This window comes from Streptococcus mitis (assembly GCF_905187495.1).
Lineage (GTDB): Bacteria > Bacillota > Bacilli > Lactobacillales > Streptococcaceae > Streptococcus > Streptococcus mitis_CU.
In genome coordinates this window covers 76,246-100,273 of sequence record NZ_CAJJIB010000151.1, presented here as the reverse complement: position 1 = coordinate 100,273, position 24,028 = coordinate 76,246, and the positions used below count along the sequence as shown (strand labels likewise).

The window sequence follows — 24,028 nt, the reverse complement described above, 5'->3', positions numbered from 1 at the left end:
AGTTGTCTTACATCATTTACCTAATGTTATTATACTATAAATATTGAAAACAAGCCACTAATAACCTGAAGTATCATAAGATTTTACACATTATCTAGTATAATAAAACACATATAAACAAGTATGATTTGTGTTTTATTAAATATGTAGAGAATGAAACTGACTATGAAAAAAACAACACCTACCATGACATTTCCACGGTAGGTGTTACTCATATCAATAATCGTTCTAAAAATGGTTTGATGCAGTTGAGAAGAATTCCTTCTATCCAGCTTTCTTGTGCTGAGGAGAGATGCTCTACTTGAAGGCTTTCTTTTAGAAAATCTCGAACTTGTTCTGGTGCGATTTCAAACTCAAAGGCTTTCATTTTATAGAGAAAATCGAGCAGATGGTCTGACAGATATTGGGTTGAAAATGTCACTTCTCCACTCTTTCGATATTCTAATAAGAGCCGAGCAAATCTGGATTTTTCTTCAGGAAGCTCACGAAAATAGGAATTGAGGAGCCAGGTCTGCTTCTGCTTTCTTTCAATTGGATCCTGACTAGCAATTCGTTGATCTTTTTCCAGCTCTTTTTGGTATTGTTTGGCCTTGATAGCCCGTTCTGTTCTATTTTTACCAAAAAGAATTTTTTCCCACTTACGTTCTTCTTGGGTTAGGGTTTCTGTAAAGCCAAAGTAATCCTGATAAGCACGCTCCGCTGGGCCCATGGCTAGGACTAGATTGTCTGCATATTGCTTGGCGATTCTATCTCTTTTCTTACGCTCTTTCTCTGCCTGCATTCGGAGTTCTTGCTCGTAGTCAATTTTCTCCTTGCCTAGCTTGACAAGATAGAGTTGGTCATCTGATTTGCCAAGTAAAAAGGGTTTGATACACTTTTCAAGGACTTCTTCCATCCGAGCTTTCTTCTTGGGTTCTGCCTTGGTCCAAGTTCCTCCTTGAAAGACTTCTAGAAAGAGCTGGTAGTCTCTTTCAGGTGAGAACTGATTGCCACGATTGGGTTTAAAAACACCTTTTTCCCAGAGCCATTTTAGAAGTCGCTCGTCAAAGTCACTTTTATTGACCTTGATTTTTTCCTTTTTCTGGGCTTTTCTGGTCAGATTTTCAACCTTTCTGAGCAGTTTTTCTTCCTCTTCCAGTTGCTGGTCAAGGGTCAATCGATGAAAATGCCGAACACAATCGCTACCAATCGGAAAGAGGCGTTGGCCGGTGACACCGTTAAAGAGTTCGTAGGCGTATTTGATGGCATTTCCACAGACACAATTGCTACGGCCGATACCGTTAAAAATCAAGGAAACTTCATTCCATTCCTTGGTAGCTTGTTCCCAAGTATCAGCTTTTGAAGCCTGTAAAACAGCATCATGTAGGGATTTTCTAACTGGAAGTGTCATGAGGTCTCCTTTCTAATACTCAATGAAAATCAAAGAGCAAACTAGGAAGCTAGCCGCAGGTTGCTCAAAACACAGTTTTGAGGTTGTAGATAAGACTGACGAAGTCAGTGAGCATATCTACGGAAAGGTGAAGCTGACGTAGTTTGAAGAGATTTTCGAAGAGTATAAATTATACTTTTACAACTTGAACCTCGTCTTTACCGAGTAAAATCAAGTATTTTTCAATATTTTCAATCGAATAGGCTCGAGATAAAGCCTCTCCGTATAGGGCTAACTGACCACGATAACGGTCTATGAGTTGATTTGGGTCATCATAGCGATCTGTCTTATAGTCGAACAGAACAATTTTGTCTTCGTAAAGTAGATAGCCATCAAGGATACCACGGACAACAAAGTCTTCCTGACTCTTTTGGTCTCGTTTGAGCATGGAGAAAGGTTGCTCGCGATAAAGATGGTTGGTATTAGCGAGAATTTCCTGACCGAGTGCTGTGTCAAAGAATGCAAGAATTTTAGCAAGATTGATCTTGTCTCTAACAGCTGGGCTAATTTGAACTTGTTTGAGAGTTTCTGTTAGGCTAGCAAGCGTTGGTCGCTGGCTGAGGTCCATTCTCTGCATCAGTTCGTGGGTGGCACTACCAATCTCAGCTCCTGTTACCTTTTCTTTGATTGAAAAATCTGGCAAATCAAAGCTGATTTTCTTGTCTACTGACTGACCTTTACCTGCAATCTCGACACCTTCCATATCCATAACTGGTTCGTAGAATTTCTTGACCTGACTTGGGGTTTGAACACTAGGCAGTTCAATGGCTGCACGGTGAAGAGTATTATAAACTTCCACCTCTTTTAGCATTTCCAGAGCTTCTTTGATGGTTTCAGACTGGCGGTTGTCTGCTTGAGAGCTATCTTGTAGAGGGCTCTTGTTTTCCAACTCTCCGATAGCTTCTCTAGTCAACTGGTCTTCGCCAACAAAACGATAGCTAAAGTTGAGATTGTCCTTGGCAAACACTTTGCTAATAGCCCAAAGCCAATCTTGGAAATTCTTGGCTTGCAGTCTAGTATTGCTATTTAGTTTCCCATTTTTGGTTGCTGGGTATTCCTTGGATTCCAGCTTTTCACGCGAACCCTTGCCGACAAGATAAAACTTTTTCTCAGCCCGTGTCATGGCAACATACAGAAGGCGCATCTGCTCAGAATAGCTTGCCAGCTGTAATTCCTCTTCATTCTGTATATAAGTTAGGCTAGGAATGGAGAGTTTGATGGTTTTAGGATAATGAGCTTCCACTGCTCCTGTCTCCATTTTGGCAATATATTTGACACCTAGTCCATTTTTACGGCTGAGAATGACTTCTGACATGCTGTCTTGCTTATTGAAGTCCTGATCCATATTGAGGATAAAAACGTAAGGGAACTCCAGTCCTTTACTCTTGTGAATGGTCATGAGCTCTACTGCATCTTTTGGCGGTGCGACAGCCACGCTCGCAAGATCGTGCTGGGCTTCCAAGACTTGGTCAATCATACGAATAAAACGAGACAAGCCCTTGAAATTGCTCTTTTCAAACTGGTCAGCCCGCAGTGCTAGGGCATAGAGATTAGCCTGCCTAGCAGGACCATTTGGCAAAGCTCCAACATAGTCATAGTAAAAACGGTCATTATAAATCTTCCAAATCAAGTCATAGAGGGAGTGGGTTTTGGAATACAAGCGCCAAGAATCCAAGATATTCATGAATTGATTTAGTTTTTCAGCTAAATCAGTATGAATTAAGTTTTTCTGGCTTGTTGCCTGTTTTTGAGTATTGACTAACTTCTCATAGAGATTCTCTTGAACCTTGTCCTCATCTTTCTGAAGAGACAAGCGTGCTAACTCGTCCTCATCAAAGCTAAACATAGGAGACTTCATAAGAGCAACTAAGGCATAGTCTTGCAGGGGATTGTGAATGACACGAAGGGTGTCTAGCATGACTTGCACTTCTAGGGATTGGAGATAATTGTTTTGCTCGCCATCGGTTTTGACAGGTATCCCGTACTCAGACAAGGCAAGAAGGATCTGGTCATTTCGACTGCGGCTAGAGGTCAAAAGGGCAATTTCCTTAAAAGCAACACCTTTTTCTTGATGGAGTTTGAGGATTTCCTTGATGACCAGGCGCATTTCACCTGTTAATTTCGTTTCTGCTTGGCTCTCTTCTTCCTCACCTGTATCGTCCTTGTCGTAGAGGAGAAATTCTGCCTTATTGTCTGGATTAGGAATCAGTTTAGTATTGGCAAAAACAAGCTGGTGCATGTTATCATAGTTGATTTCTCCGACTTCTTGGTCCATAAGGCGTCCAAAAACATCATTGGTTGCTGACAGCACTTCTGAACTACTACGGAAATTTTCCTTGAGCAGAATGAGCTTTCCTTCTTGGGGATTTTGTGCATATCTTTGGAATTTCTCATTGAAAATCTGGGGATCTGCCTGACGGAAACGGTAAATGGACTGCTTGATATCCCCCACCATAAAGCGATTGTGACCATTAGATAGCAATTCCAACATCCGTTCTTGAATGTGGTTGGTATCCTGATACTCATCGACCATGACTTCGTGGAAGCGATCCTGATAAGCCTCACGAACTTGCGGGAAATTCTCTAAAATCTCAATAGTGTAATGGCTGATATCAGCGAATTCAAAGGCATTTTCCTGACGTTTACGCTGACGATAAGCCTCCACAAAATCACTCATGAAGGTTTGGAAAGTTTTAGCTAGTTCCCATGTGTCTCCATGATAACGTTCTTGATAGTCGAGAATGGTTACCTGGTCTGACAGTTGTCCTAGTTTAGCAAACTGGGACTTTCTTTCTTCGTTGTAGGCATCGGCCAGTGGCTTCAAATCAGCCTTACGACTGGCATTAGTCAGGGCTCGACCGTTTTTCTCTTTCGAAATGGCGACAACACGCGCAAGCACTGCTTGATAAGCCTGACTATCGGACTCCTGATTTAAGGAGCCAATTTCATCTAAAATCAACTGAACATTTTCTAGATAAGCAGCCTTTGGAAACTCCTTGGCATCATTATCCAAATGGTAACGGAAGAAACTTTCCAAGTCCCAAAGGGTTTGCTGGATTTGTTGGGTCAGTTTGTCTTTTTCACTGGTAAAATCAGCTTTTTCAAAGCCTTCGAGGAAAGATTCTCTCAGCCATTTCTGAGGATTGCTGGTAGATTGGAGGAAATCATAGATTTTATAGACCTGCTGGCGCAGACCTCTTTCATCTTTTCCACGTCCAGCAAAGTTTTTCAGCAAATGACTAAACTTCTCTTTCTGTTTACCTTGGTAATGGGCTTCAAAGACCTCATGAAAGACTTCGTTTTTTAGAAGGAGTTGCTCGCTCTGGTTTTGTAAAATACGGAAATTAGGAGCAACATCAAGTAGATAACCGTGTTTGCTAAGGAACTTTTGTGTAAATGAGTCCATGGTACCGATGGCAGCGTTGGGTAGGTCTGCCAACTGGCGACCCAAGTGTTGTTTGAGGTCAACATCGCTACTTTCTTGGATTTGTTGGCTTATTTTTTTCTCCAAACGTTCTTTAAGCTCTGTGGCAGCCTTAACGGTAAAGGTTGAGATAAAGAGTTGACTGATTTCCACTCCACGCGCTAATTGATCTAGAATGCGCTCTGCCATGACAAAAGTCTTCCCAGAACCAGCCGATGCTGAAACGAGGATATTCTGACCAGAAGTGTAGATGGCTTCAATTTGCTCGGCAGTTTTCTTTTGTTCCTTGCTCGAATTTGCTTCTGCGTCTTGCAATTTTTGAATTTCCTTCTCAGTTAAAAAGGGAATAGGCTTCATCGATTCAACTCCTCTCTTATTTTTTCAAACCAAGCTTGCTTGAGTTTTTCTCCGACCAGACGCTTGCCATCAGTTAAGTCCAACTTTTCTAGGAAACGGGCTTGCCCCAAATGGTAATTGGCTTCAAATCCTGTGATGGCTTGATGTTGCTGAACATACGGTGCAATACTTCTGCCATTTTCAGTATAAGGGTTAATGGCGAACTGACCTGCTAAAATCTTCTCAGCCGCTTTTTTATAAAGTTGGGCATTGTAGTCCAGTAGGAGCTGGAATTCCTCATCTGTCAGCTGGTTGGCCTTGTTTTTATTGTAAAATTCGCCCAAATGACTGCTTTCTTTTTCTAAAAAGAGGCCTTGGTATTTCATTGACTTGCTAGCTTCTACTACTGCACCTGCCAGACTTTTAACAGCCATCAGAGATTGAACAGGTTCAACCATTTCCAAGTACATGGCACCAAAAAAGTTCTGCTCCCCTTCTCTTTTTAAGGCAGCTAGATAGGTTGGTAACTGGGAATTGAGCCCATTAAAGAAATGAGGAAACTGGAACTGAGTCAGACTAGATTTGTAGTCTACTACTCCTATCGCTCCATCAGCTTTCAATCGGTCAATGCGGTCAACCTTGCCTCGTACAAAGACACTGCGACCATTGTCCAATTGAATAAAGGCTTGGTCTTTGCCGCCAAAATTCGCTTCCTCTTTGATGGTTTCGATGGCTGGGTTGTGTCGGAGAATATGTCCAGTCGTCCGTGCAACATCAAGCAAAACTTCCTTGGTAAACTGGGCTTCCAAACTTTCTTGATAAATGGCTTCAAATTCGCGTTCTTGACTGGTTTCTTGGATAGCTTGTTCTAGACGTTTGTCAAAGGAATCTTCATCAGGCAACTGCAAGGCACGTTCAAAAATGCGGTGTAAGAAATTCCCATGACTACGAGCATCTGGACGTAGACGTAATTCCTCTTGCAAGCCTAAAACGTAGCGGAGGAAATAACTGTATTGGTTTCGGTAAAACTCCGTCAAACCAGAGGTAGACAGGTAAAATTCCTGTTCAGCAGGATAGAGAGCCTGTAAGGTGTCCTTTGCTAAGGGTTTACTGCTTGGGCTGGTTGGGAGGGCTGGATTTTCCAGACCTTGCTGTTCTAGTTTTTTACCCATCACACGCGCCAGAACCTTGACAAAGGTCAAATCTTGCTCAGTCTCACTCATCTCGCCCTGCTGGTGATAGGCAACCAGACTAGACAAAAGACTATGATAGGACCCAATATTTTCCTTAGACAGCCCTTTGTGATTCATCCTCTTCTCTTTCCGACTAAATCCAAAATGGACCAACTCTTGAAGATAGGCAGATTCCTTACTTTCACTTTCGTTAAAAAGGCTTGGAGCCGACAAGACCAACTGCTTACGAGCAGAATTGACCAAGGAAAGCATAGTATAGCGATTTTTCTTGAGATTTTCACTGCTGGCAATCAGCAATTGTGCCCCTTCCTCCGTCGCTTGGTTTAAGCTTTGTCTTTCTTCATCTGTCAAAATACTGGTATTTTGCGCAATTTTTGGTAAATTGTCCTGAGTCAGCCCAATGGCATAGACAAAGTCAGCAGTCAGAGGGGCAATCAAATCATAGCTCTGTACCAGAACGGTATCTACTGTTGCTGGAATGGTGCGATACTGAGATAGGCTCATTCCAGAATGAAGCAAGGCAAGAAAGTCCTCTAGACTAACTGATGAACCAGCAAAAACAGTCGCAAATTGTTCTAAAACATGGCAGAATGCCTTCCAAACTTCAGTCTGTCTTTCCTGCTCTAGGGTTTTCATGGTAGCTGTTAAATCTTGTAACTGCTTGGTCACCTCTCCTTCTTTTAGAAAGCTATTCCATTTTTGTAGGAGATTTTCAGCCTTTTGTTTTCGACTGGCAAAGAGGGTTTCAAGAGGTGTTAAAATACGCAGACGAAGAGCATTTAAACGTTCCAAATTAAATTTTCCATGGTGGGATTTGGTAAAGGTTTGCTGAAAGGCTGGTAAGCCATTGATACCAAGATAGCGGATATATTGCTCAAAAGCATCAATATCAGCCTGATTAAGATCGGTATATAGACCTGTTCTAAGAAGGTTTATCAAATCCTCCTGACGGAAACGATAGCGTTTTAAAGCTAAAATAGACTCGACAAACTGAGTTAAAGGGTGGTGCGCCATGGATTCGCTTCTACCAAGATAGAAAGGAATCTGATACTGGTCAAAAATGGTTTTGAGAGATAACTGGTAAGAAGCTACATCCCCCAAGAGAATACGAAAATGCTTGTAGCTCAGGTCTGGATTTGCATGTAATCGCTGACGAATACTCCGAGCCACCAGCTCCAGCTCTTCCTTTTGTGTCAAACAAGACCAGATTTGCAGGTTTTCACGGTCCTTCTCATCGATCTCCAAAGTGAGGTCTGAAAAGTCATAAGAAGACTCCAGCAAACGAGAGGCCTTGTCAAAACTATCCATCTTTTCATGAGTTTGAGAACAATCCAGAGCAGGAGTTTGGTATTTAGAGGCTAGATGATGGAGAAACTCCACACTGGCTTGGTAGAGATTGCCTTCGCTAAAAGCGCTAGTATAGGCTTTCTTACTAGCATAGGCTCCAATGACAATCTCAACACCCTTACCATGAAGTAGGTCCACAATTCGCTCTTCCTCAGCAGAAAAACGGGTAAATCCATCAATAATCAAGGCTATTTGAGTAAAATCACTACTTACCTTGTCATTCTCAATAGCCTCAATCAAATGAGACAATTGACTTCCCTGAGCCAACTGCCCCTGATTGAGATAAGCCGTTACCTTCTCAAAAATCAAGAGTAAATCTGCCCGCTTATCCTCATCCGTCAAATTTTCCAAGTCCAAAAAACTCATCTGAGCAGTCGCTATCTCATGATAAAGTTCAATCAACTGCTGGATAAATTGAGGATCCTGCTTGATAGCTCCATAAACACGTAAATTCTTAGGATCAAGTTCCGCAAGGCACTTATAAAAAGCCATCCCAAGACCGATGTCATCAAGACTGGTCTTAGTAGGCAAGTCATTCAAAATCAGGTAACGAGCCATTTGAGCAAATCGCGTGACGGTAATCGCAAAAGAAGCCTGCTGGGGCAAGCATTCCAGCACGGCACGTTCCTTTTCAAAAGAAAGGGAGTTAGGAGCGATATAGAAGACCCGCTTGCCAACAGCAACTAGCTCTTCCGCCTCTCTGGTTAGAACCTCAGTCAAAGAAGTCCGAATATCAGTATAAAGTAATTTCATCTCTGCCTCGTTGGAATTTTTCATTACCCTATATTATACCATGATTAGCCACCCAAGTCTGAAAATAATCAGTTCTTGCTCATCTGTTGAAAAGAAAATGCCGGAAAATTCCGACATTGTTTTAGTAAGCTAACTTCCTGAAAATAGGAGTAACCATAAGTTCCAGAAGGCAGTGATATTGATGAGGATATGAACCACTATTGGATAGTAGAGACTTTTTGTCATGCGATACAATATAGCCAAAATAAGACCTCCACTAGCATAAATGAAAAAGGCAAGAGGTGTTAAAGCGAAATTGATATGAATACAACCGAAAATAATGGCAGAAAGCAAGACATCTCCGTACCAAGGTGAGTTTTTGAAAAAGGTTGTCATAAGCACACCTCGATAAATCAATTCCTCAGCAATAGGGCCGATGAAGCAAACTATGAGCAAGAAATAGGGTAATTCCTGTCTCCCTATCATTTCTATCGTTTCATTCAAAGAGATTTGATTTGAAGACGAGGGTATGAAATAAGACAAGAGGAAGTCGGACATATACGAAATGATATAGCCCAGTAAAAGGTAGATAAAGTACCTCAAGTGCCACTTGAAATGAAAAGTTTTCTTTCTTGAAAAAACTAGTAGATAGATGACTGCTGACAAAAGAACTCCACTTTCCATCAAAAGTAGAATCTGAAAAAACTCACGACTTGCTGGTAGATAGGGCTTTGCGAGGTGATTGAAAAGCTCCCAAAACCAAGTTGATTTGTAAAAAATTAAGGACAATGCTAGTAAAATCTGAATAATCCGTTTTTTCATATTAAATTCTCTGTTTTCCTTGACTAGATTATTGAATATTAACTGTATAACAAGTTTAGTATAGCATATCTTTTCGAAATATCCTCTTCAAATCATAAATTGTCATCAAAACATCCTAAACTGTAAAATCAATTAGCCCCAATATTCCTATCAATTTCTTCTCCAAAATATGCTATAATAATACCAAAAGAAAAAGAAGGAAGACCTATGATTAAACTACTAGCCTTGGATATGGACGGAACCCTCCTCAATGAAGCCAAGGAAATCCCACAAGCTCACATTACTGCTATTCACAAAGCCATTGAAAAAGGTGTCAAACTGGTACTTTGTACGGGTCGCCCGCTTTTCGGTGTCCTCCCCTACTACAAAAAACTGGGACTTGACCTCCAGAATGAGTATGTCATTGTTAACAACGGTTGTTCAACTCACCAGACCAGTGACTGGGGACTAGTTGACTGGCAAGAACTTAGTCCAGCAGACATCGAATACCTCTATGACCTAGCTGAAAAAAGTGATGTTCAGTTGACTCTTTTTGATGAGGAACATTATTTTGTCCTCGGTGGCAAGCCCAATCAAGTCATCCAAAATGATGCCAACTTAGTCTTTTCAGATTTGACTGAAATTTCTCTTGAGGAAGCGACTAGTGGCAAGTACCGTATGTTCCAAGGGATGTTTTTGGGGACAGAGAGCCAAACGGACGATTTTGAGAAGCGTTTTGCTGGGGAACTCTGTCAACGATTTAGTGGAGTTCGTTCACAGCCTGTCATTTATGAAGCTATGCCACTTGGTACGACAAAGGCTACTGCTCTTTCTCGACTAGCAGATATTTTGAAGATTGATTCCTCAGAAATCATGGCCATGGGCGATGCTAATAATGATATCGAAATGCTCCAGTTTGCAGGACTTGGCATTGCAATGGGAAATGCCAGCGATTATGTCAAATCTCTTGCGGATGCCGTTACAGCCAGCAACGAAGAAGACGGCGTTGCGCGTGCCATTGAGAAATATATTTTATAATTAAGAAGCCCAGTTCATGCCAACTGGGTTTTGATATTTAAGAATTCCTAAAACTTTAGAAACTCTTTAGAAATCCTTGAGCTTTCTTTGATTTCTATGCTTTATACTAAAGTTAACAAAATAAATCAAAAGGAGAGAATCATGAAAACAGTACTCGACATTCATGGATTGTCCAAAAGCTTTGACAAACAAGCTATCCTTCAGGATCTTCATCTAACGATAAGAGAGGGAGATATTTATGGACTTATTGGGAAAAACGGAGCTGGGAAAACTACCTTGATAAAAATCATTACGCAACTACTATTTGCGGATAAGGGAACTGTTTCCCTCTTCTCTAGCCAAACGGAAAATGAGTGGACCAAGGCTCTATCTCGAGTAGGTTCAGTAATCGAATCACCTGTAGCCCATAATCACTTAACAGCCTACCAAAATCTGAAATATTACTGTATGATTCGTCATATTCCAAATGCTGATCAAGTCATTAGAGAAACGCTGGATTATGTAGGTTTGCCAGATACAGGTAAGAAAGTCTTTCGTGATTTCTCGCTAGGAATGAAACAAAGACTTGGTATTGCCATTGCCCTCCTATCCAAACCAGACTTCCTGATCCTAGATGAACCTATCAACGGTCTCGACCCAATCGGTATCAAAGAATTTCGACTAATGATTCAACGCCTCAATCAAGAACAAGGGATAACCATTCTCATCTCTAGCCATATCTTGTCAGAACTCTACCTCGTAGCTAATCGCTTTGGTATTTTAGATCAAGGCAAGATTATCCGTGAAATCAGTAAAGCTGAATTTGAAACACTAAGTGAGGATTATATTGTTCTTAAGACAGCTGATAAAGAGAAAGCTTGTCAAGTATTAAAAGAACAAATCCAGCTCCAGTTCAAGGTTGTTAATCCAGAAAATGAAATCCATATCTTTGGTCAGGAACAAGATGTCAAACAGATTCTTAAGGAATTAACCTTGGCAGATGTCGCTATTGACGAGATTTACTATGCCCGTCAAAACCTAGAAGAATACTTCACTCAATTGGTCGAATAGGAGGAAAATCATGATACATACCATTCAAGCAGACTTTTACCGTCTTTTCCGTTCCAAAGGATTCTGGATTACAGAGGTCATTCTCTTTGTACTCATGTTAATGGGGGCTATTTTTGGGGCTACTGGCCATCTGATGGCAATTCAGACAGAAGAGCCAGAAATTCCGACCCAAGGTTGGGACGGTGTGCAAGCCCTGATTAACGCATCTAGTCAAGGTTCAAACCTCGTTTTTCTCTGTATCATCCTAGCCTGCCTCGTTCTTGGAGTTGATTTAATCGGAAAGCTCTATAAAAATAGTTTGACAGTAGGGGTTTCTCGTACAGAGTTTTTCCTTGCCAAAGCCTTTGTAGTGGCTTGTATTGCACTTTTGCAAGTCATCATCTGTCTTGTGATTGCCTTCATTCCAGCAACTATCTTAAATGGATTTGGAACTATGCCTGATGGCTTTATTGGCAATCTACTGGTAACCATTTTCCTTCAATTATTTTGCCTCCTTGCTTGGCTTTCCATTGTTTCCTTTATTCTCTATGTGAGTCATTCTTATCTTGCAGTATTTATTGGTTATTTTGTCAGCTCTATCTTACTTTCTATGCCAATGCTCATCTTCCCAAGTATCAAAATTTTGCCATATTTGTCCTTGCAATTTACCTATGCTATGACTGCTAATAGTGAGTCCATTTTCTATACACTTATAGTTACCTTAGCTGTTATTGTAATCTTTAATATAGGTGGACTGACAGTTTTCAGAAAGAAAAATCTATAAAAAATGACCTCCTCTAGCCTACAGAGGAGGTTTCTTTCGTTAAAAGTAAATGAAAACCGATAACCACTGCCCATCTGTGCTTAGTTTCATCTCTGCACCGAGAAGATGGCATAATTCCTCAGTGATATAAAGGCCTAAACCAGAGGATTCTTCCGTATCAGATAGATTTTCAGAATAAAAACGGTTGCTGAGATTTTCTATTCTTTTGATGGGCTGTTTAACAAGGTTTGCAATCTCTAAGACAAGCTGTTCCTTTTCCTTTCTCAAAGATAGCCGCGCTTCTTCCTTGCCATGTTTGAGGACATTTCCAAGCAGATTTTGTAAAATTCGATCCAGCAAGTCTTCATCGGTCCTCGTTTTTAAACCAGCTTCAACCTTAAAATCAAGCGTGATATTTGCCGCCTGAAAAACATCATAATAAGCTAGAGTCTTTTTGGTGATAAAAGCTGAAAGATCCACTTCTTCCAGTTTCGGTTTGACAGCTCCTTCCATCAAACGACGGTATTCTAGGAGAGCCTCCAAACGTTTGGAAACTAAATCAAGATGCTGGGCTATTTTTTGTAAGGTTTCTGCTTTGTCTTCAGGAGATTTTATCAATTGTTGGGTGTAGCCTGAAGCGATAGTCAGAGGGGTCCGAATATCATGGGCGATATTGCTGATGGCCATATCCAGAGTCTGCTTTTCCCTTTTCATCACCAATCGAGATTGTTCTACTTCCTGAAATAGATTCTCAATCTGCTGGTAGAGATGTAAAAAATGTTTGGAAAAAATGCTGACTCCGACTCTTTTCATACTACCTGTGAGAATCTTGTCTTCAATCTGTTGACTCAAGTTTTTAAGTGCTAGATGGTAGCGAATCAATGCAATCGATAAAATAATTAGGAGTACTAGTAGGACAAAAATTATCATGTAGGTCATTGCTTGTCTCCTTTTAATCTTACGCCAACTCCCCAGATGGTTTCAATATATTCTTGGTTGGGATCAAGATGGTTTAATTTTTTACGAAGATTACTCAAATGCGTATTGAGGGTATTATCTCCGGGTAGATAGCTATCCTCCCAGACCAATTCATAAAGTTCTTCCTTGGTGAAAATTTTCTTAGGATGTTTGAGGAGAGTTTGGAGAATCAAGCATTCTTTCTTAGCAAGGCGAATCGTTTCCTTGCTATTTTTGATTTCAAAACTTTCTGCATCAAACTGGATATTTTTCAAGTTTTGTGGCAGATTTTCAGTTTTTTCTATTTCCATAGGCTGTTTTTCTACACTTTGGCGTAATTGAACAGTAACTCTGGCAAAGACTTCGTCCAAATCAAAAGGTTTCACTATGTAATCGTTGGCACCGTCTAAGAGGTATTGACTGATTAACTTCTTATCGCTCAAAGCTGTTAACATAATGACTGGAATTTGACTTTGTTCCCTGATAGCTTTTAAAACCTGATCCCCATTTTTCCCAGGAAGCATGATATCTAGCAAAACGAGGTCAATCCCACCTTGGTCAAAAAGCATGATTCCTTCAGTTCCTGAAAAGGCTTGAATCACCTCATGCTCCTCAGTAAGAAGTGTTCGTAAAATCTCTTGAATGTCACTATTGTCTTCAATGACCAATATCCTAGCCATAAATACCAACCTTTCTGCAACTATTATAGCATGTTTTATTGATAAAGCTTAAACAGAAAAGCTCCTCGCATAAAAGCGCGAGAAAGCCTTAGAGGGTTAAAATATAAAATCCACTTACTAGATGACCTAGTATCCCTATAATTACTAGTGAAAACGAGTCTAGCAGAATAAATCTCTCATTTCTCCCCTACTAGTCCGTAATTCGTTGATACATTTCTGGTCTTCTATCTCGAAACAAGCCCCAGTTTAGGCGCTCGCTTGCTCCCTTGTCTAGGTCATAAGTAGCTAACAGAACAGCTTCTTCTTGTCTTTCAGCTTGCTCTAGAATAGCTCCTGTTTCATCCGTCATAAAAGATGAACCGTAGAAGTCAAGACTGGAACTCTGTCCACCATTTTCCTCGCTTGGAGTGACTTCCTCTAATCCATAACGATTGGCTGCAATAACTGGGACAATATTTGCTGCTGCGTGTCCTTGCATGGTACGTTGCCAGTGACCACAACTATCTGTATCCAAAATTGGCTCTGAACCGATGGCTGTAGGATAAAAGAGCAATTCAGCACCATTCAATGCAAGACAGCGCGCTGTTTCAGGGAACCATTGATCCCAACAGATACCGATCCCAATCTTGGCATAGCGAGTATCCCAGACCTTGAAACCTGTATTGCCAGGCGTGAAATAAAACTTTTCTTGATAATAATGATCATCTGGTATGTGGGTCTTTCGATAAACACCCAGCACTTCCCCATCTGCATCAATAACGGCAATAGAGTTATACAAGACATTGCCATCTTTTTCATAGAAACTGATCGGTAAAACAACTTGTAGTTCCTTAGCAATCACCTTAAAATGCTGAATGGCAGTATTTTCTGTCACCGACTGGGCATGCTGGTAGTAGTCATACTGACGTTCCTGACAAAAATAAGGACGTTCAAACAACTCTGGTAAGAGAATGATTTGTGCGCCTTGTTCTGTAGCCTGACGTACTAAGCGCTCTGCGGTTTGGATATTTGTTGCCACATCCTTAGCGCATTGCATTTGAATGGCTGCAACTCTTACATTTCTCATCTTTTTCTCCTATTCTGGGATTTGTTGGGTGATGCAGTGGATATTGCCACCACCTAAAAGAATATCTCTGGCTGGAATTCCAACAACTTTACGGTCTGGAAAACACTTGCTGAGGATATCTAAGGCCACTTGGTCGTTTTTATCCTGAAACTGAGGAACTAGGACAGCCTTGTTGGCAATATAAAAGTTTACGTAGGAAGCTGCTAGTCGTTCACCTGCGTATCGCTCTTCTTCTCCTTCTTCATAGATGTAGCCTGGCAAATCCTCTTCGGTTACAACCTGATGAATAGCTGGGATAGGAAGCTTATGAATGGTGAAGTGACGACCTTTTGCATCTGTTTCCTTTTCTAAAAGCGCTAAATCAGCTGCTGACATGACATATTGAGGATCGCTTTTGTCGTCTGTCCAAGCTAAAACAAGCTCAGCAGGACCAACGAAGGCTGCAACATTATCAACGTGTTCATTGGTTTCATCCTGATAAATACCATAAGGAAGCCAGATGACTTTTTCAGCTCCAAGGCACTCTAATAAGGTATTTTCGATTTCCTCTTTACTGAGATGAGGATTGCGACCAGGACTAAGCAAGCAACTTTCAGTCACGAGAATGGTTCCTTGGCCATCGCTATGTATAGCTCCGCCTTCCAGTACAAAAGGTTTGGCATCGTAAACAGGCATTTCCAAGGCCTCAGCAAAACGACTGGCTACTTGGTCATCATCTTCATAGTCTTGATAGAGACCATCTACAGCCCCACCCCAAGCATTAAAAGACCAGTCTACTGCCAACTTTTCCCTTTTATCATTAAGGAGAATGGTTGGGCCAGTATCTCGAGCCCAGGCATCATTGGTGGGAATGTCAAGATAAATAACCTTATCTCCAAGGTAGTCTTGGGCTTCAGCTAAGTGGTCTTGTTCCACCAAGAGATAAACGGTTTCCCCTTCTGCTATGGTTTTGATAATCTGACTAAATGCTCTTTTAGCAGCTTTTCCTTGAAAAGGCCATGAACCTGGTCGAGTCGGCCATATCATGAGGGTACCATGATGAGGTTCGTACTCTGCTGGCATGCGATACCCTAATTTTTTGGCACTGTCCATCATGATAATCTCCCTTTAAAGTCTTGATAGCCGAAGGCTTTGACTAAGTTGCAGTTACCTTGCTCGTCCATGATATAGAGACTTGGTAATCCAATACCATTAAAGGTATTATTTTTGACAAAAGAATAAATGGCCATATCTTCAAAATACAGTCTGTCTCCGATTTGAACTGGATTTTCAAAGCTATAATCACCAATCACATCTCCCGTCAGACAAGTATTGGAAGAAAGTCTATAGGTATGGGCTTTTTCCTGTGCCTCAAAGCCATTTCTCAAAGGTGGACGATAGGGCATCTCAAGTACATCAGGCATATGGCAGGTCGCGGAGGCATCCAAGACCAGCGTTTCAATCCCATTTTCGACAATATCCAATACTTCAGTTGCTAGATAACCTGCATTGAGTGCAATGGCTTCACCTGGCTCGATATAAACTTCAAGATGGTAAGTTTCTCTGATACGCTTAATTTCAGAAATCAGCAAATCCACATCATAGTCTTCTCTTGTGATATGATGTCCGCCACCCATATTGAGCCATTTGACCTGATGCAAATACGGTCCAAATTGTTCTTCTACTGCTTTCAAAGTTGTCTCTAAATCATCTGCTCCCTGCTCGCAAAGGGTGTGAAAATGAAGACCATCCACCAAATCCAGCAAATCACTCGGTATCTTGTCTGAAGTTACTCCAAAACGGGAGCCAGGTGCACAAGGGTCATAGAGCGCATGGTCACCTTGAGTTGAACACTGAGGGTTGAGGCGCAAACCAACACTGACACCAGCCTTCCGACAACGAGCCCCATGTTTACGCAACTGTCTCTCTGAGTTAAAGACGATATGGTCCGTTATCTCCAGCAATTCCTCCATGTCCTCATCCTTGAAAGCAGGTGCAAAGACATGGACTTCACCAGGAAATTCTTCCCTTGCCAATTTGGCCTCATAGAGTCCACTGGCTGTCGTACCTGATAGATACTGGCTAATCAAGGGATAGGTTTTGTAGAGGGAGTAGGCCTTCTGGGCAAGTAAAACCTTGCAGCCAGCTTCTTCTTGAACATAATGTAGAATACGGCAATTGGCTTCTAATTTGGCTAGGTCAATGACATAGGCTGGTGTTGGTACTTGTTCTAGCTTCATTAGTCCACCATTTGTGGATTTTCAACCACAACCCAAGGTAAACCATACTCATTCAAAGCTTCCATGAATGGATCTGGATCCAATTCTTCAAGGTTATAGACTCCAGCTTGTTTCCAAGTACCGTTCATAACTAATTTTGTCCCAATCATGGCTGGAACACCTGTTGTGTAAGAAATAGCTTGTGAACCAACTTCTGCGTAACATTCCTGATGGTCACAAACATTGTAGATGTAGATGGTCTTTTCAACACCATCCTTGACACCTGTAAAGATACATCCAATATTGGTTTTACCTACAGTACGTGGGCCAAGGCTAGCAGGATCTGGAAGCAAGGCTTTTAAAAATTGGATTGGAACAATTTCTTGGCCGTTGAAGTTAATGGCATCCGTACGAAGGAGTCCAACATTTTCAAGACATTTCATATGAGTCAAGTAAGATTGACCAAAGGTCATAAAGAAACGAATCCGTTTGACACCTGGAATGTTCTTAGCCAATGATTCGATTTCTTCGTGGTGAAGGAGATACATGTCTTTTTGTCCAACTTGAGGGAAATCGTACTCACGCTTGATAGACATGGCTTCAACCTCAACCCATTTCCCATCTTCCCAGTAAGAACCTGGTGCTGAAACCTCACGGAGATTGATTTCTGGGTTAAAGTTAGTTGCAAATGGATAACCGTGGTCACCACCATTACAGTCCAAAATGTCGATATAGTGGATTTCGTCAAAGTAATGTTTGAGTGCATAGGCTGAAAAGACACTAGTCACACCTGGGTCAAAACCAGAACCAAGAAGAGCAGTCAAGCCTGCTTCTTTGAATTTCTCTTGATAAGCCCACTGCCATGAGTAGTCAAAGTAAGCAGTAAAACCAAGTTCCTTACAACGTTTTTCATAGATAGCACGCCACTCAGGGTCTTCTGTATCCTCAGCCTCGTAGTTGGCTGTATCGATATAGTGAACACCTGTAGCCAAGCAAGCATCCATAATGGTCAAATCTTGATATGGTAGGGCCACATTCAAAACAGCTTCTGGTTTGTAGCTTTCAATCAAGGCAATCACTTCTTCAACCTTGTCAGCATCAAGAGCAGCTGTCTCAATCTTTGTACTTGTTTTGCCTTCCAGTTTAGCCTTCAAGTCATCACATTTTGACTTGGTACGGCTAGCAATCATAATCTCTGTAAAAGTTTCGCTATCTTGGCAAATCTTTGAAATAGCAACTTGGGCAACGCCCCCACATCCAATAACTAATAAACGACTCATTTTTTTCCTTCCTCTTCTTCTAAAATGTCCTCAACATACTTGGGCAACATAAAGGCTCCCACGTGCAAGTTTGCAGTGTAGTATTCTGTGAAAAGCTGGCGTTTTTTCCAGCCTTCCTTGTCAAAATCTTTGACAGGGTGGTATTTTTTCGAAGCAAATCCAAACAACCAATAACCAGCAGGGCTGGTTGGGATATGGGCTTGATATACCCGACTGATTGGAAAGGCTTGATTGACCTTGCGGTGCATGCTTCGGCAAGCCGACTCATCCTCGTCAAAGAAGGGACTCCCATGCTGGTAAATCATAATGCCATCTTCTTTCAAGGCTCTGTAACTGTTACCGTAAAATTCCTTGGTAAAGAGCCCTTCCGTATGTCCAAATGGATCAGTGGCATCGTTGATGATAATATCGTAATCATTTTCACAGTTTCGCAAAAAGCGTAGCCCATTTTGGTAGTAAATGGTAACACGAGGATCATCTAGCCCTGAAGCAAAATCTGGGAAATACTCACGACAAACCTCAACTAGCATCTCATCTGGCTCCACAATATCGATTTGCTCCAGTTCAGGATAGAGTGTTAATACTTGAGCAACACCACCGTCACCACCCCCAATAACCAAAACTTTCTTGGGATTGGGATGCACAGCCATGGGAACATGAACGGTCATTTCATTGTAGACAAAATCATCAGCATCTGAAAACAAGACATGCCCATTTAAAATTAACACTTTCCCAAAAGCTGGTGTATCTAATACTTCGATATCCTGCCATTCACTTTGACCAGAATAAAGCTGTTTGGCTGTTCTCATTGTTAACTTGACATCTGGAGTATGAACTTCAGAAAACCATAAATCCATCTAGTTCTCCTTTCTTTCAATGACGTTGATATGATTGACCTCTGGATCTTCCGTTCCTTGGAGGGAACAACCACGTTCTTTAGCGAATTGTATATAATCGACAATTTCTCGTGTAATCCGTTCACCTGGCGCTAGGATTGGAATACCTGGAGGATAGCACATGACAAATTCCCCACATACCTGGCCAATGGACTCGTCTAATGTTAAGCTTCTTCTATCTGCATAGAAGGCTTCCTGAGGGGACAGCACTAACTCAGGCTGGATATATTCTCCAGCAATCAAGTCCTTCCCATCTCGTGAGTATAGTCTCTTGATATCAGCCAAAGCACCAACCAAGCGTTCAATGTCTTGGATACGGTCACCAATCGAAATATAAGCTAAGATATTTCCGATATCACCAAACTCAATCTGAATGTCATATTCATCTCGTAAGAGATCATAAACTTCAATCCCTGTTAGACCAATCCCCTGAGTGTAAACTGACAGCTTGGTTACATCAAAATCACAAACTGATACACCATCTACTAGTTCTTTTGAGTAGGCATAGTAGCCACCGATGGCATTGATTTCACGACGTGCGTACTCAGATAGCTCAATGACCTTTTCAAAGGACTCCTTACCACGAAGGGCTAGGTTTCTACGAGAAACATCTAGACTAGCCATTAGCAAGTAGGATGCTGATGTTGACTGGGTCAGGTTGATAATCTGACGAACGTACTCAGGATTCATCTGCTCCCCGATAAGCAAAATGGAGCTTTGGGTCAAACTCCCACCAGACTTATGCATGGAAACTGCTGCCATATCAGCCCCTGCATCCATGGCAGAAATTGGAAGCTTATCAGTAAAATGCAAATGCGCTCCGTGAGCTTCATCAACTAGGACCTTCATCCCAGCTTCATGAGCCATTTCTGTCAACCCCTTTAGGTCTGAACAGATTCCGTAGTAAGTAGGATTGTTAATCAAAATGGCCTTAGCATCTGGATGGTCCTTTATGGCCTGTGCTACTCGGTCATTTTCAAGACCTAAAGCGATACCAATTTTAGGATCCACACTCATCTCGATATAGATGGGAATGGCACCACATAGAACCAGCGCATTGATAGCAGATTTGTGGACATTTCGTGGCAGAATAATCTTATCTCCTGCCTTGCAGGTTGCGAGAATCATAGTCTGCACCGATGAAGTTGTTCCTCCAATCATGAGAAAGGCATGGCTAGCTCCAAAAGCATCAGCTGCTAGCTCCTCTGCATCCCGAATAATCGAAATGGGGTGACCTAAATTATCCAAGGGTTTCATCGAATTGACATCAATGCCCACACATTTTTCTCCTAAGAGTTCGACAAGTTCTGGATTTCCTCGTCCACGCTTGTGACCTGGAACATCAAAGGGAACAATCCTTTTCTTGCGCAACTTCACCATGGCCTCATAAATTGGGGCTTGGTTTTGATCTAACTCTTTCAAGACATACTCCTTTACCGTATTTGTAGCGCCTCAAGAAGACGAAGGCGACTAAAGGTTGACTCATGAAAAAAGAGCAGGTTTTCACCTGCTCTGCAATCTTCTGACGTTTTTATGTTTGTTTCTGTTGAGTATGTCTGTTCCCGATGTTTCCTAACTCTCTAGTAGCAAATATTACGTACTTTATTGATCGTTTCACAAGATGACGTGTGCTTTCACCACACTAAAAATTTATGAATTAGGATAAGTGTCCTAACATCAACTTATAAAAGTAGGCTTTTAACCCTATCAATAATGTGGTTTTTCAACCACGCTTCGGCATTCAACCCTGCCTGTCCGTAGGCGTTTTTTACTCGGGTTTATATTTGCTAGAAAACATCATCTCATTTTCTAAGCTTTATTACTATATCATTTCTTAAAAACCTTGTAAAGCGGTTTACGAAGAAAATATAAAAATAGTTCGTAAAATATTTGGATTTTATTTGATTTAATACTAACTTTTCTCTTGTAAACGATTATAAAGTGAACAAAATGATTTTCATATTTAATTTAAAATTCTTTATGATATTCTATACACTTTACCCTCGGTGTTTGATCTATTAGAGAAGATGTCGACATTTTTATATCATTAAAATCGTGCAACTTTTTTCAGATACTTTTAAAAGATTGATTTCCCTATATTTTTCCTTTATACTGGATAAAAAGGAGAATAGTATGTCAGAAACAAATCACGAAATCGATTCAAATTTTGCAGGTCGTTTAAATATCCTGCGTGCGGGTGTTCTTGGTGCCAATGATGGAATTATTTCCATTGCTGGTGTGGTTATCGGGGTTGCTAGTGCTACGAGTAATATCTGGATTATCTTTTTATCAGGATTTGCAGCTATCTTAGCTGGTGCCTTTTCGATGGCTGGTGGAGAATATGTATCTGTTTCAACTCAAAAAGATACCGAGGAAGCAGCCGTTGCGCGTGAGCAAGTCTTGCTAGACCAAGATATGGAACTAGCCAAAAAGTCTCTCTATGCAGCCTATATCCAAAATGGAGAATGTGAAACCTCTGCTCAACTCTTGACCAACAAAGCCTTTTTAAATAATCCGCTCAAGGCTTTGGTAGAGGAAAAATATGGGATAGAGTATGAAGAGTTTACCAATCCATGGCATGCTGCTATCTCTAGCTTTATTTCTTTTTTCCTTGGTAGCTTACCACCCATGCTTTCAATTACCATTTTCCCAAGTGAATACCGTATCCCTGCTACCGTCCTTATCGTCGGTGTGGCCCTTCTTCTCACTGGTTACACTAGTGCCAGACTTGGAAAAGCACCAACCAAAACAGCTATGATTCGGAACCTCGCTATTGGTCTCTTGACCATGGGAGTTACCTTCCTGCTCGGACAACTTTTCAGCATTTAGAATACAAGAAATACCTCGATTTTAAAGTCGAGGTATCTTTTTTACATTTGCACAATCTTGCGATAGCTTCTAGAAGTAATCATAAAAATCAAGACATAGGCGATGAGGAAGATAGCGCAGATAGACAAGGTCACAATCAACATCATATTCGTATCTATTACACCAATTACTTTTAAAATCAGACTAAGCATATGGTAGGCAAAGGCGAGATGTATGAAGGCAAAAAGCAAAGGAAGGAAGAAAACAGTTAAAACCTGTTTGTTAATGGTTTGCTTGATTTGCTTTTGATCTAAACCGACTTTCTGCAAGATAATAAAGCGTTCACGGTCTTCATAGCCTTCAGAAATTTGTTTGTAATAGATGACCAGAACGGTTCCGACCATAAAGATAATGGATAGGAAAATACCGATAAAGAAGACACCACCAAAGAGGGCACTCATTTGAGCACTAGCATCTGCTAGATTGCTACCATACACATAGCTACCTTCAGTGTTTAATTGAGCATTAAACTTTTGTAAGTATTTTTCATATTCTTCAGCGACTTTGAGTTGTTCTTCTTCACTGATATTTACATTTATACCACCGTAAAGCTGATTATAGATAGCCGAATCTGGGAATTGGTCTAAAAATGCTTGCAAATTAGGAACAACAAGGTAATTGTAATCAGTAGTAAAAATATTAAACTGATTTGGGACATGGTTCACAATAAAATCTGTATTAAATTCTTCTTTTACAGAAAATTGATGGTTATTTAGAGTTAGAGCTTTCTGTCCTTTCAGTCCATCATTCTTAGCGAAGAGGCCGACCTCATTGCCTGATAGAGAAAGCTTCTGACCAGTCATATTTTCATAGTCTTTTTGGTCAAATACCATGAAGACTGTTTTAGGTTGAACACGATTTTGTCCCCTTTCAAAAATGGTTAACTTGGTTCCTTCTTGATTTGCAATACCAAAGTTACTGTAACGAAGCACTTCTTTCTCTTTGACACTATAACCTTTGTCACTTGCAAACTGGCTCAAGAGTTTGTCCAAGTCTTCTTTTTCAACATTTTGTCCAGTAATTCCAAAGTCATGCGGATTCATCACTTTTTTAAAGGATTCTGAGGCATTGAAAATGCTTGTCGCTGCTGACATGGTTACCAAAACCATTGTTGACAAAATTGCGATAGTTGCTAGTCCAACCGCATTTTTCTTCATACGGAAAATCAAGTTAGACACTGAGATGAGGTTATTAGGTTGGTAATAGTATTTCTTGTTTTTCTTTAAGATTTGGAGGAAAACGGTAATCCCTGCATTGAACAAGAGATAGGTTCCAAAGATAACCAGCAAAACAGCTAGGAAGAAAGTTGTTAGGGCTGTAAGTGGATCTTTTACCGTAAGGGCAAGATAATAACCAATCCCTAAACTAATCGAACCAAGAATAGTTTGGAGAGGTAGGAAACGACCTTTTTTCTCACCACTAGCTTTCTCACGAGAGAGCTGGAGGGCATTCATACGGGCTATTCGAAGGGCATTCAGGAACATGAGTCCTAGGAAAATCAAACCAAAGACAACAAGTACTGCAATGACAACATTCATCTGGAAGGTAGCGACTAGTTCTACCTTCAATTTCATCAGTTTGAGTAAGAAGGCGAAAATCAACTTGTCAAACAAGGCTCCAATACCGATACCTGCTCCAACAGTTAGAATTCCAAATAGCACCAACTCTTTAAAGGTCATACTAATCAGATGGCGCTTCTCCAAGCCCAACATGCCATAAATCCCCAGTTCCTTGGAACGGTTTTTCATAACAAAACTATTAGCGTAAAGGACAATAATAGCTGACGCAAGGGTGACGACAAACATACCAAATCCAAGAGTAGCTTGAATGGTTGTCCCTCCACGTATTTCAGAAATTTTGGGATTGAAGGTTAGAGAGTAAAAGAGATAGGTGACGGTGACTGCTAAGATAACAGCCAGCGCAAAAGGATAGTAGAGTTTGCGGTTTTTAATCAAGTTCGATACCGCTAACTTATTGGTTAATCGAAACAT

At 41.0% G+C, this 24,028-nt stretch carries 17 protein-coding genes; 4 read left to right on the top strand and 13 right to left on the bottom strand.

Going from position 1 to position 24,028, the window contains the following annotated elements; genetic code table 11:
* Positions 1–211 precede the first annotated feature (211 nt).
* The 4 genes from JQ843_RS06680 to JQ843_RS06665 all read right to left on the bottom strand — a co-directional run bounded on the left by JQ843_RS06680 (position 212) and on the right by JQ843_RS06665 (position 9,283).
* A complete protein-coding gene (locus JQ843_RS06680) occupies positions 212–1,390 on the bottom strand; it encodes a hypothetical protein (protein ID WP_203213220.1) in 1,179 nt (392 codons plus the stop codon).
* Between the two features lie 169 nt (positions 1,391–1,559).
* Positions 1,560–5,210 (bottom strand): helicase-exonuclease AddAB subunit AddA, encoded by a 3,651-nt coding sequence (gene addA, locus JQ843_RS06675; RefSeq protein ID WP_203213219.1) that lies wholly within the window; start codon positions 5,208–5,210, stop codon positions 1,560–1,562.
* Complete coding sequence (gene rexB / locus JQ843_RS06670) at positions 5,207–8,482, bottom strand: ATP-dependent nuclease subunit B (protein WP_203213218.1); 3,276 nt, start codon at positions 8,480–8,482, stop codon at positions 5,207–5,209. Before rexB ends, addA begins: the two co-directional genes overlap by 4 nt.
* Positions 8,483–8,611: 129 nt before the next feature.
* Entirely contained in the window at positions 8,612–9,283 is a 672-nt protein-coding gene (locus JQ843_RS06665) for a CPBP family intramembrane glutamic endopeptidase (protein ID WP_203213217.1), read from the bottom strand.
* A gap of 207 nt (positions 9,284–9,490) precedes the next feature.
* On the opposite strand from JQ843_RS06665, the gene JQ843_RS06660 reads away from it, so the two are divergent.
* The 3 genes from JQ843_RS06660 (at position 9,491) to JQ843_RS06650 (ending at position 12,113) form a co-directional block, all read left to right on the top strand.
* A complete protein-coding gene (locus JQ843_RS06660; RefSeq protein WP_203213216.1) occupies positions 9,491–10,300 on the top strand; it encodes a Cof-type HAD-IIB family hydrolase in 810 nt (269 codons plus the stop codon).
* Between the two features lie 141 nt (positions 10,301–10,441).
* A complete protein-coding gene (locus JQ843_RS06655; RefSeq protein ID WP_203213215.1) occupies positions 10,442–11,350 on the top strand; it encodes an ABC transporter ATP-binding protein in 909 nt (302 codons plus the stop codon).
* A gap of 10 nt (positions 11,351–11,360) precedes the next feature.
* Complete coding sequence (locus tag JQ843_RS06650; protein ID WP_203213214.1) at positions 11,361–12,113, top strand: ABC transporter permease; 753 nt, start codon at positions 11,361–11,363, stop codon at positions 12,111–12,113.
* A 39-nt stretch (positions 12,114–12,152) separates the two neighbouring features.
* Here JQ843_RS06650 and JQ843_RS06645 read toward each other — a convergent pair whose 3' ends face one another.
* From JQ843_RS06645 to JQ843_RS06610, 8 genes are all read right to left on the bottom strand, one after another.
* Positions 12,153–13,031 carry a sensor histidine kinase gene (locus tag JQ843_RS06645; RefSeq protein WP_023947649.1) on the bottom strand — a complete coding sequence of 293 codons (879 nt, stop codon included), beginning with the start codon at positions 13,029–13,031 and terminating at the stop codon, positions 12,153–12,155.
* On the bottom strand, positions 13,028–13,729 hold the full coding sequence (locus tag JQ843_RS06640) for a response regulator transcription factor (protein ID WP_203213213.1): 702 nt from the start codon (positions 13,727–13,729) through the stop codon (positions 13,028–13,030). The genes JQ843_RS06645 and JQ843_RS06640 overlap by 4 nt, the downstream gene beginning before the upstream one ends.
* Before the next feature lie 190 nt (positions 13,730–13,919).
* A complete protein-coding gene (aguB, locus tag JQ843_RS06635; RefSeq protein WP_203213212.1) occupies positions 13,920–14,795 on the bottom strand; it encodes an N-carbamoylputrescine amidase in 876 nt (291 codons plus the stop codon).
* Between the two features lie 9 nt (positions 14,796–14,804).
* Positions 14,805–15,890 carry an agmatine deiminase gene (gene aguA, locus JQ843_RS06630; RefSeq protein WP_203213211.1) on the bottom strand — a complete coding sequence of 362 codons (1,086 nt, stop codon included), beginning with the start codon at positions 15,888–15,890 and terminating at the stop codon, positions 14,805–14,807.
* On the bottom strand, positions 15,887–17,014 hold the full coding sequence (gene nspC, locus JQ843_RS06625) for a carboxynorspermidine decarboxylase (RefSeq protein ID WP_203213210.1): 1,128 nt from the start codon (positions 17,012–17,014) through the stop codon (positions 15,887–15,889). The genes aguA and nspC overlap by 4 nt, the downstream gene beginning before the upstream one ends.
* Complete coding sequence (locus tag JQ843_RS06620; protein ID WP_023947659.1) at positions 17,014–18,273, bottom strand: saccharopine dehydrogenase family protein; 1,260 nt, start codon at positions 18,271–18,273, stop codon at positions 17,014–17,016. The genes nspC and JQ843_RS06620 overlap by 1 nt, the downstream gene beginning before the upstream one ends.
* Positions 18,270–19,130, bottom strand: a complete 861-nt coding sequence (gene speE / locus JQ843_RS06615) for a polyamine aminopropyltransferase (RefSeq protein ID WP_203213209.1) — start codon at positions 19,128–19,130, stop codon at positions 18,270–18,272. Before speE ends, JQ843_RS06620 begins: the two co-directional genes overlap by 4 nt.
* Positions 19,131–20,591, bottom strand: coding sequence for an aminotransferase class I/II-fold pyridoxal phosphate-dependent enzyme (locus JQ843_RS06610; protein WP_203213208.1), 1,461 nt, complete (start codon positions 20,589–20,591; stop codon positions 19,131–19,133). It lies immediately after the preceding gene.
* 711 nt (positions 20,592–21,302) lie between these two features.
* On the opposite strand from JQ843_RS06610, the gene JQ843_RS06605 reads away from it, so the two are divergent.
* Positions 21,303–21,998, top strand: a complete 696-nt coding sequence (locus JQ843_RS06605; protein ID WP_000005264.1) for a VIT1/CCC1 transporter family protein — start codon at positions 21,303–21,305, stop codon at positions 21,996–21,998.
* Between the two features lie 41 nt (positions 21,999–22,039).
* Here the strand turns inward: JQ843_RS06605 and JQ843_RS06600 are convergent, their stop codons facing one another.
* Positions 22,040–24,028, bottom strand: coding sequence for an ABC transporter permease (locus JQ843_RS06600; RefSeq protein ID WP_203213207.1), 1,989 nt, complete (start codon positions 24,026–24,028; stop codon positions 22,040–22,042).

Bases quoted from the DNA above. Each gene is read 5' to 3' on its own strand.
- JQ843_RS06680 (WP_203213220.1), bottom strand. From the start codon at position 1,390: ATGACACTTCCAGTTAGAAAATCCCTACATGATGCTGTTTTACAGGCT.
- addA (WP_203213219.1), bottom strand. From the start codon at position 5,210: ATGAAGCCTATTCCCTTTTTAACTGAGAAGGAAATTCAAAAATTGCAA.
- rexB (WP_203213218.1), bottom strand. From the start codon at position 8,482: ATGAAATTACTTTATACTGATATTCGGACTTCTTTGACTGAGGTTCTA.
- JQ843_RS06665 (WP_203213217.1), bottom strand. From the start codon at position 9,283: ATGAAAAAACGGATTATTCAGATTTTACTAGCATTGTCCTTAATTTTT.
- JQ843_RS06660 (WP_203213216.1), top strand. From the start codon at position 9,491: ATGATTAAACTACTAGCCTTGGATATGGACGGAACCCTCCTCAATGAA.
- JQ843_RS06655 (WP_203213215.1), top strand. From the start codon at position 10,442: ATGAAAACAGTACTCGACATTCATGGATTGTCCAAAAGCTTTGACAAA.
- JQ843_RS06650 (WP_203213214.1), top strand. From the start codon at position 11,361: ATGATACATACCATTCAAGCAGACTTTTACCGTCTTTTCCGTTCCAAA.
- JQ843_RS06645 (WP_023947649.1), bottom strand. From the start codon at position 13,031: ATGACCTACATGATAATTTTTGTCCTACTAGTACTCCTAATTATTTTA.
- JQ843_RS06640 (WP_203213213.1), bottom strand. From the start codon at position 13,729: ATGGCTAGGATATTGGTCATTGAAGACAATAGTGACATTCAAGAGATT.
- aguB (WP_203213212.1), bottom strand. From the start codon at position 14,795: ATGAGAAATGTAAGAGTTGCAGCCATTCAAATGCAATGCGCTAAGGAT.
- aguA (WP_203213211.1), bottom strand. From the start codon at position 15,890: ATGATGGACAGTGCCAAAAAATTAGGGTATCGCATGCCAGCAGAGTAC.
- nspC (WP_203213210.1), bottom strand. From the start codon at position 17,014: ATGAAGCTAGAACAAGTACCAACACCAGCCTATGTCATTGACCTAGCC.
- JQ843_RS06620 (WP_023947659.1), bottom strand. From the start codon at position 18,273: ATGAGTCGTTTATTAGTTATTGGATGTGGGGGCGTTGCCCAAGTTGCT.
- speE (WP_203213209.1), bottom strand. From the start codon at position 19,130: ATGGATTTATGGTTTTCTGAAGTTCATACTCCAGATGTCAAGTTAACA.
- JQ843_RS06605 (WP_000005264.1), top strand. From the start codon at position 21,303: ATGTCAGAAACAAATCACGAAATCGATTCAAATTTTGCAGGTCGTTTA.
- JQ843_RS06600 (WP_203213207.1), bottom strand. From the start codon at position 24,028: ATGTTTCGATTAACCAATAAGTTAGCGGTATCGAACTTGATTAAAAAC.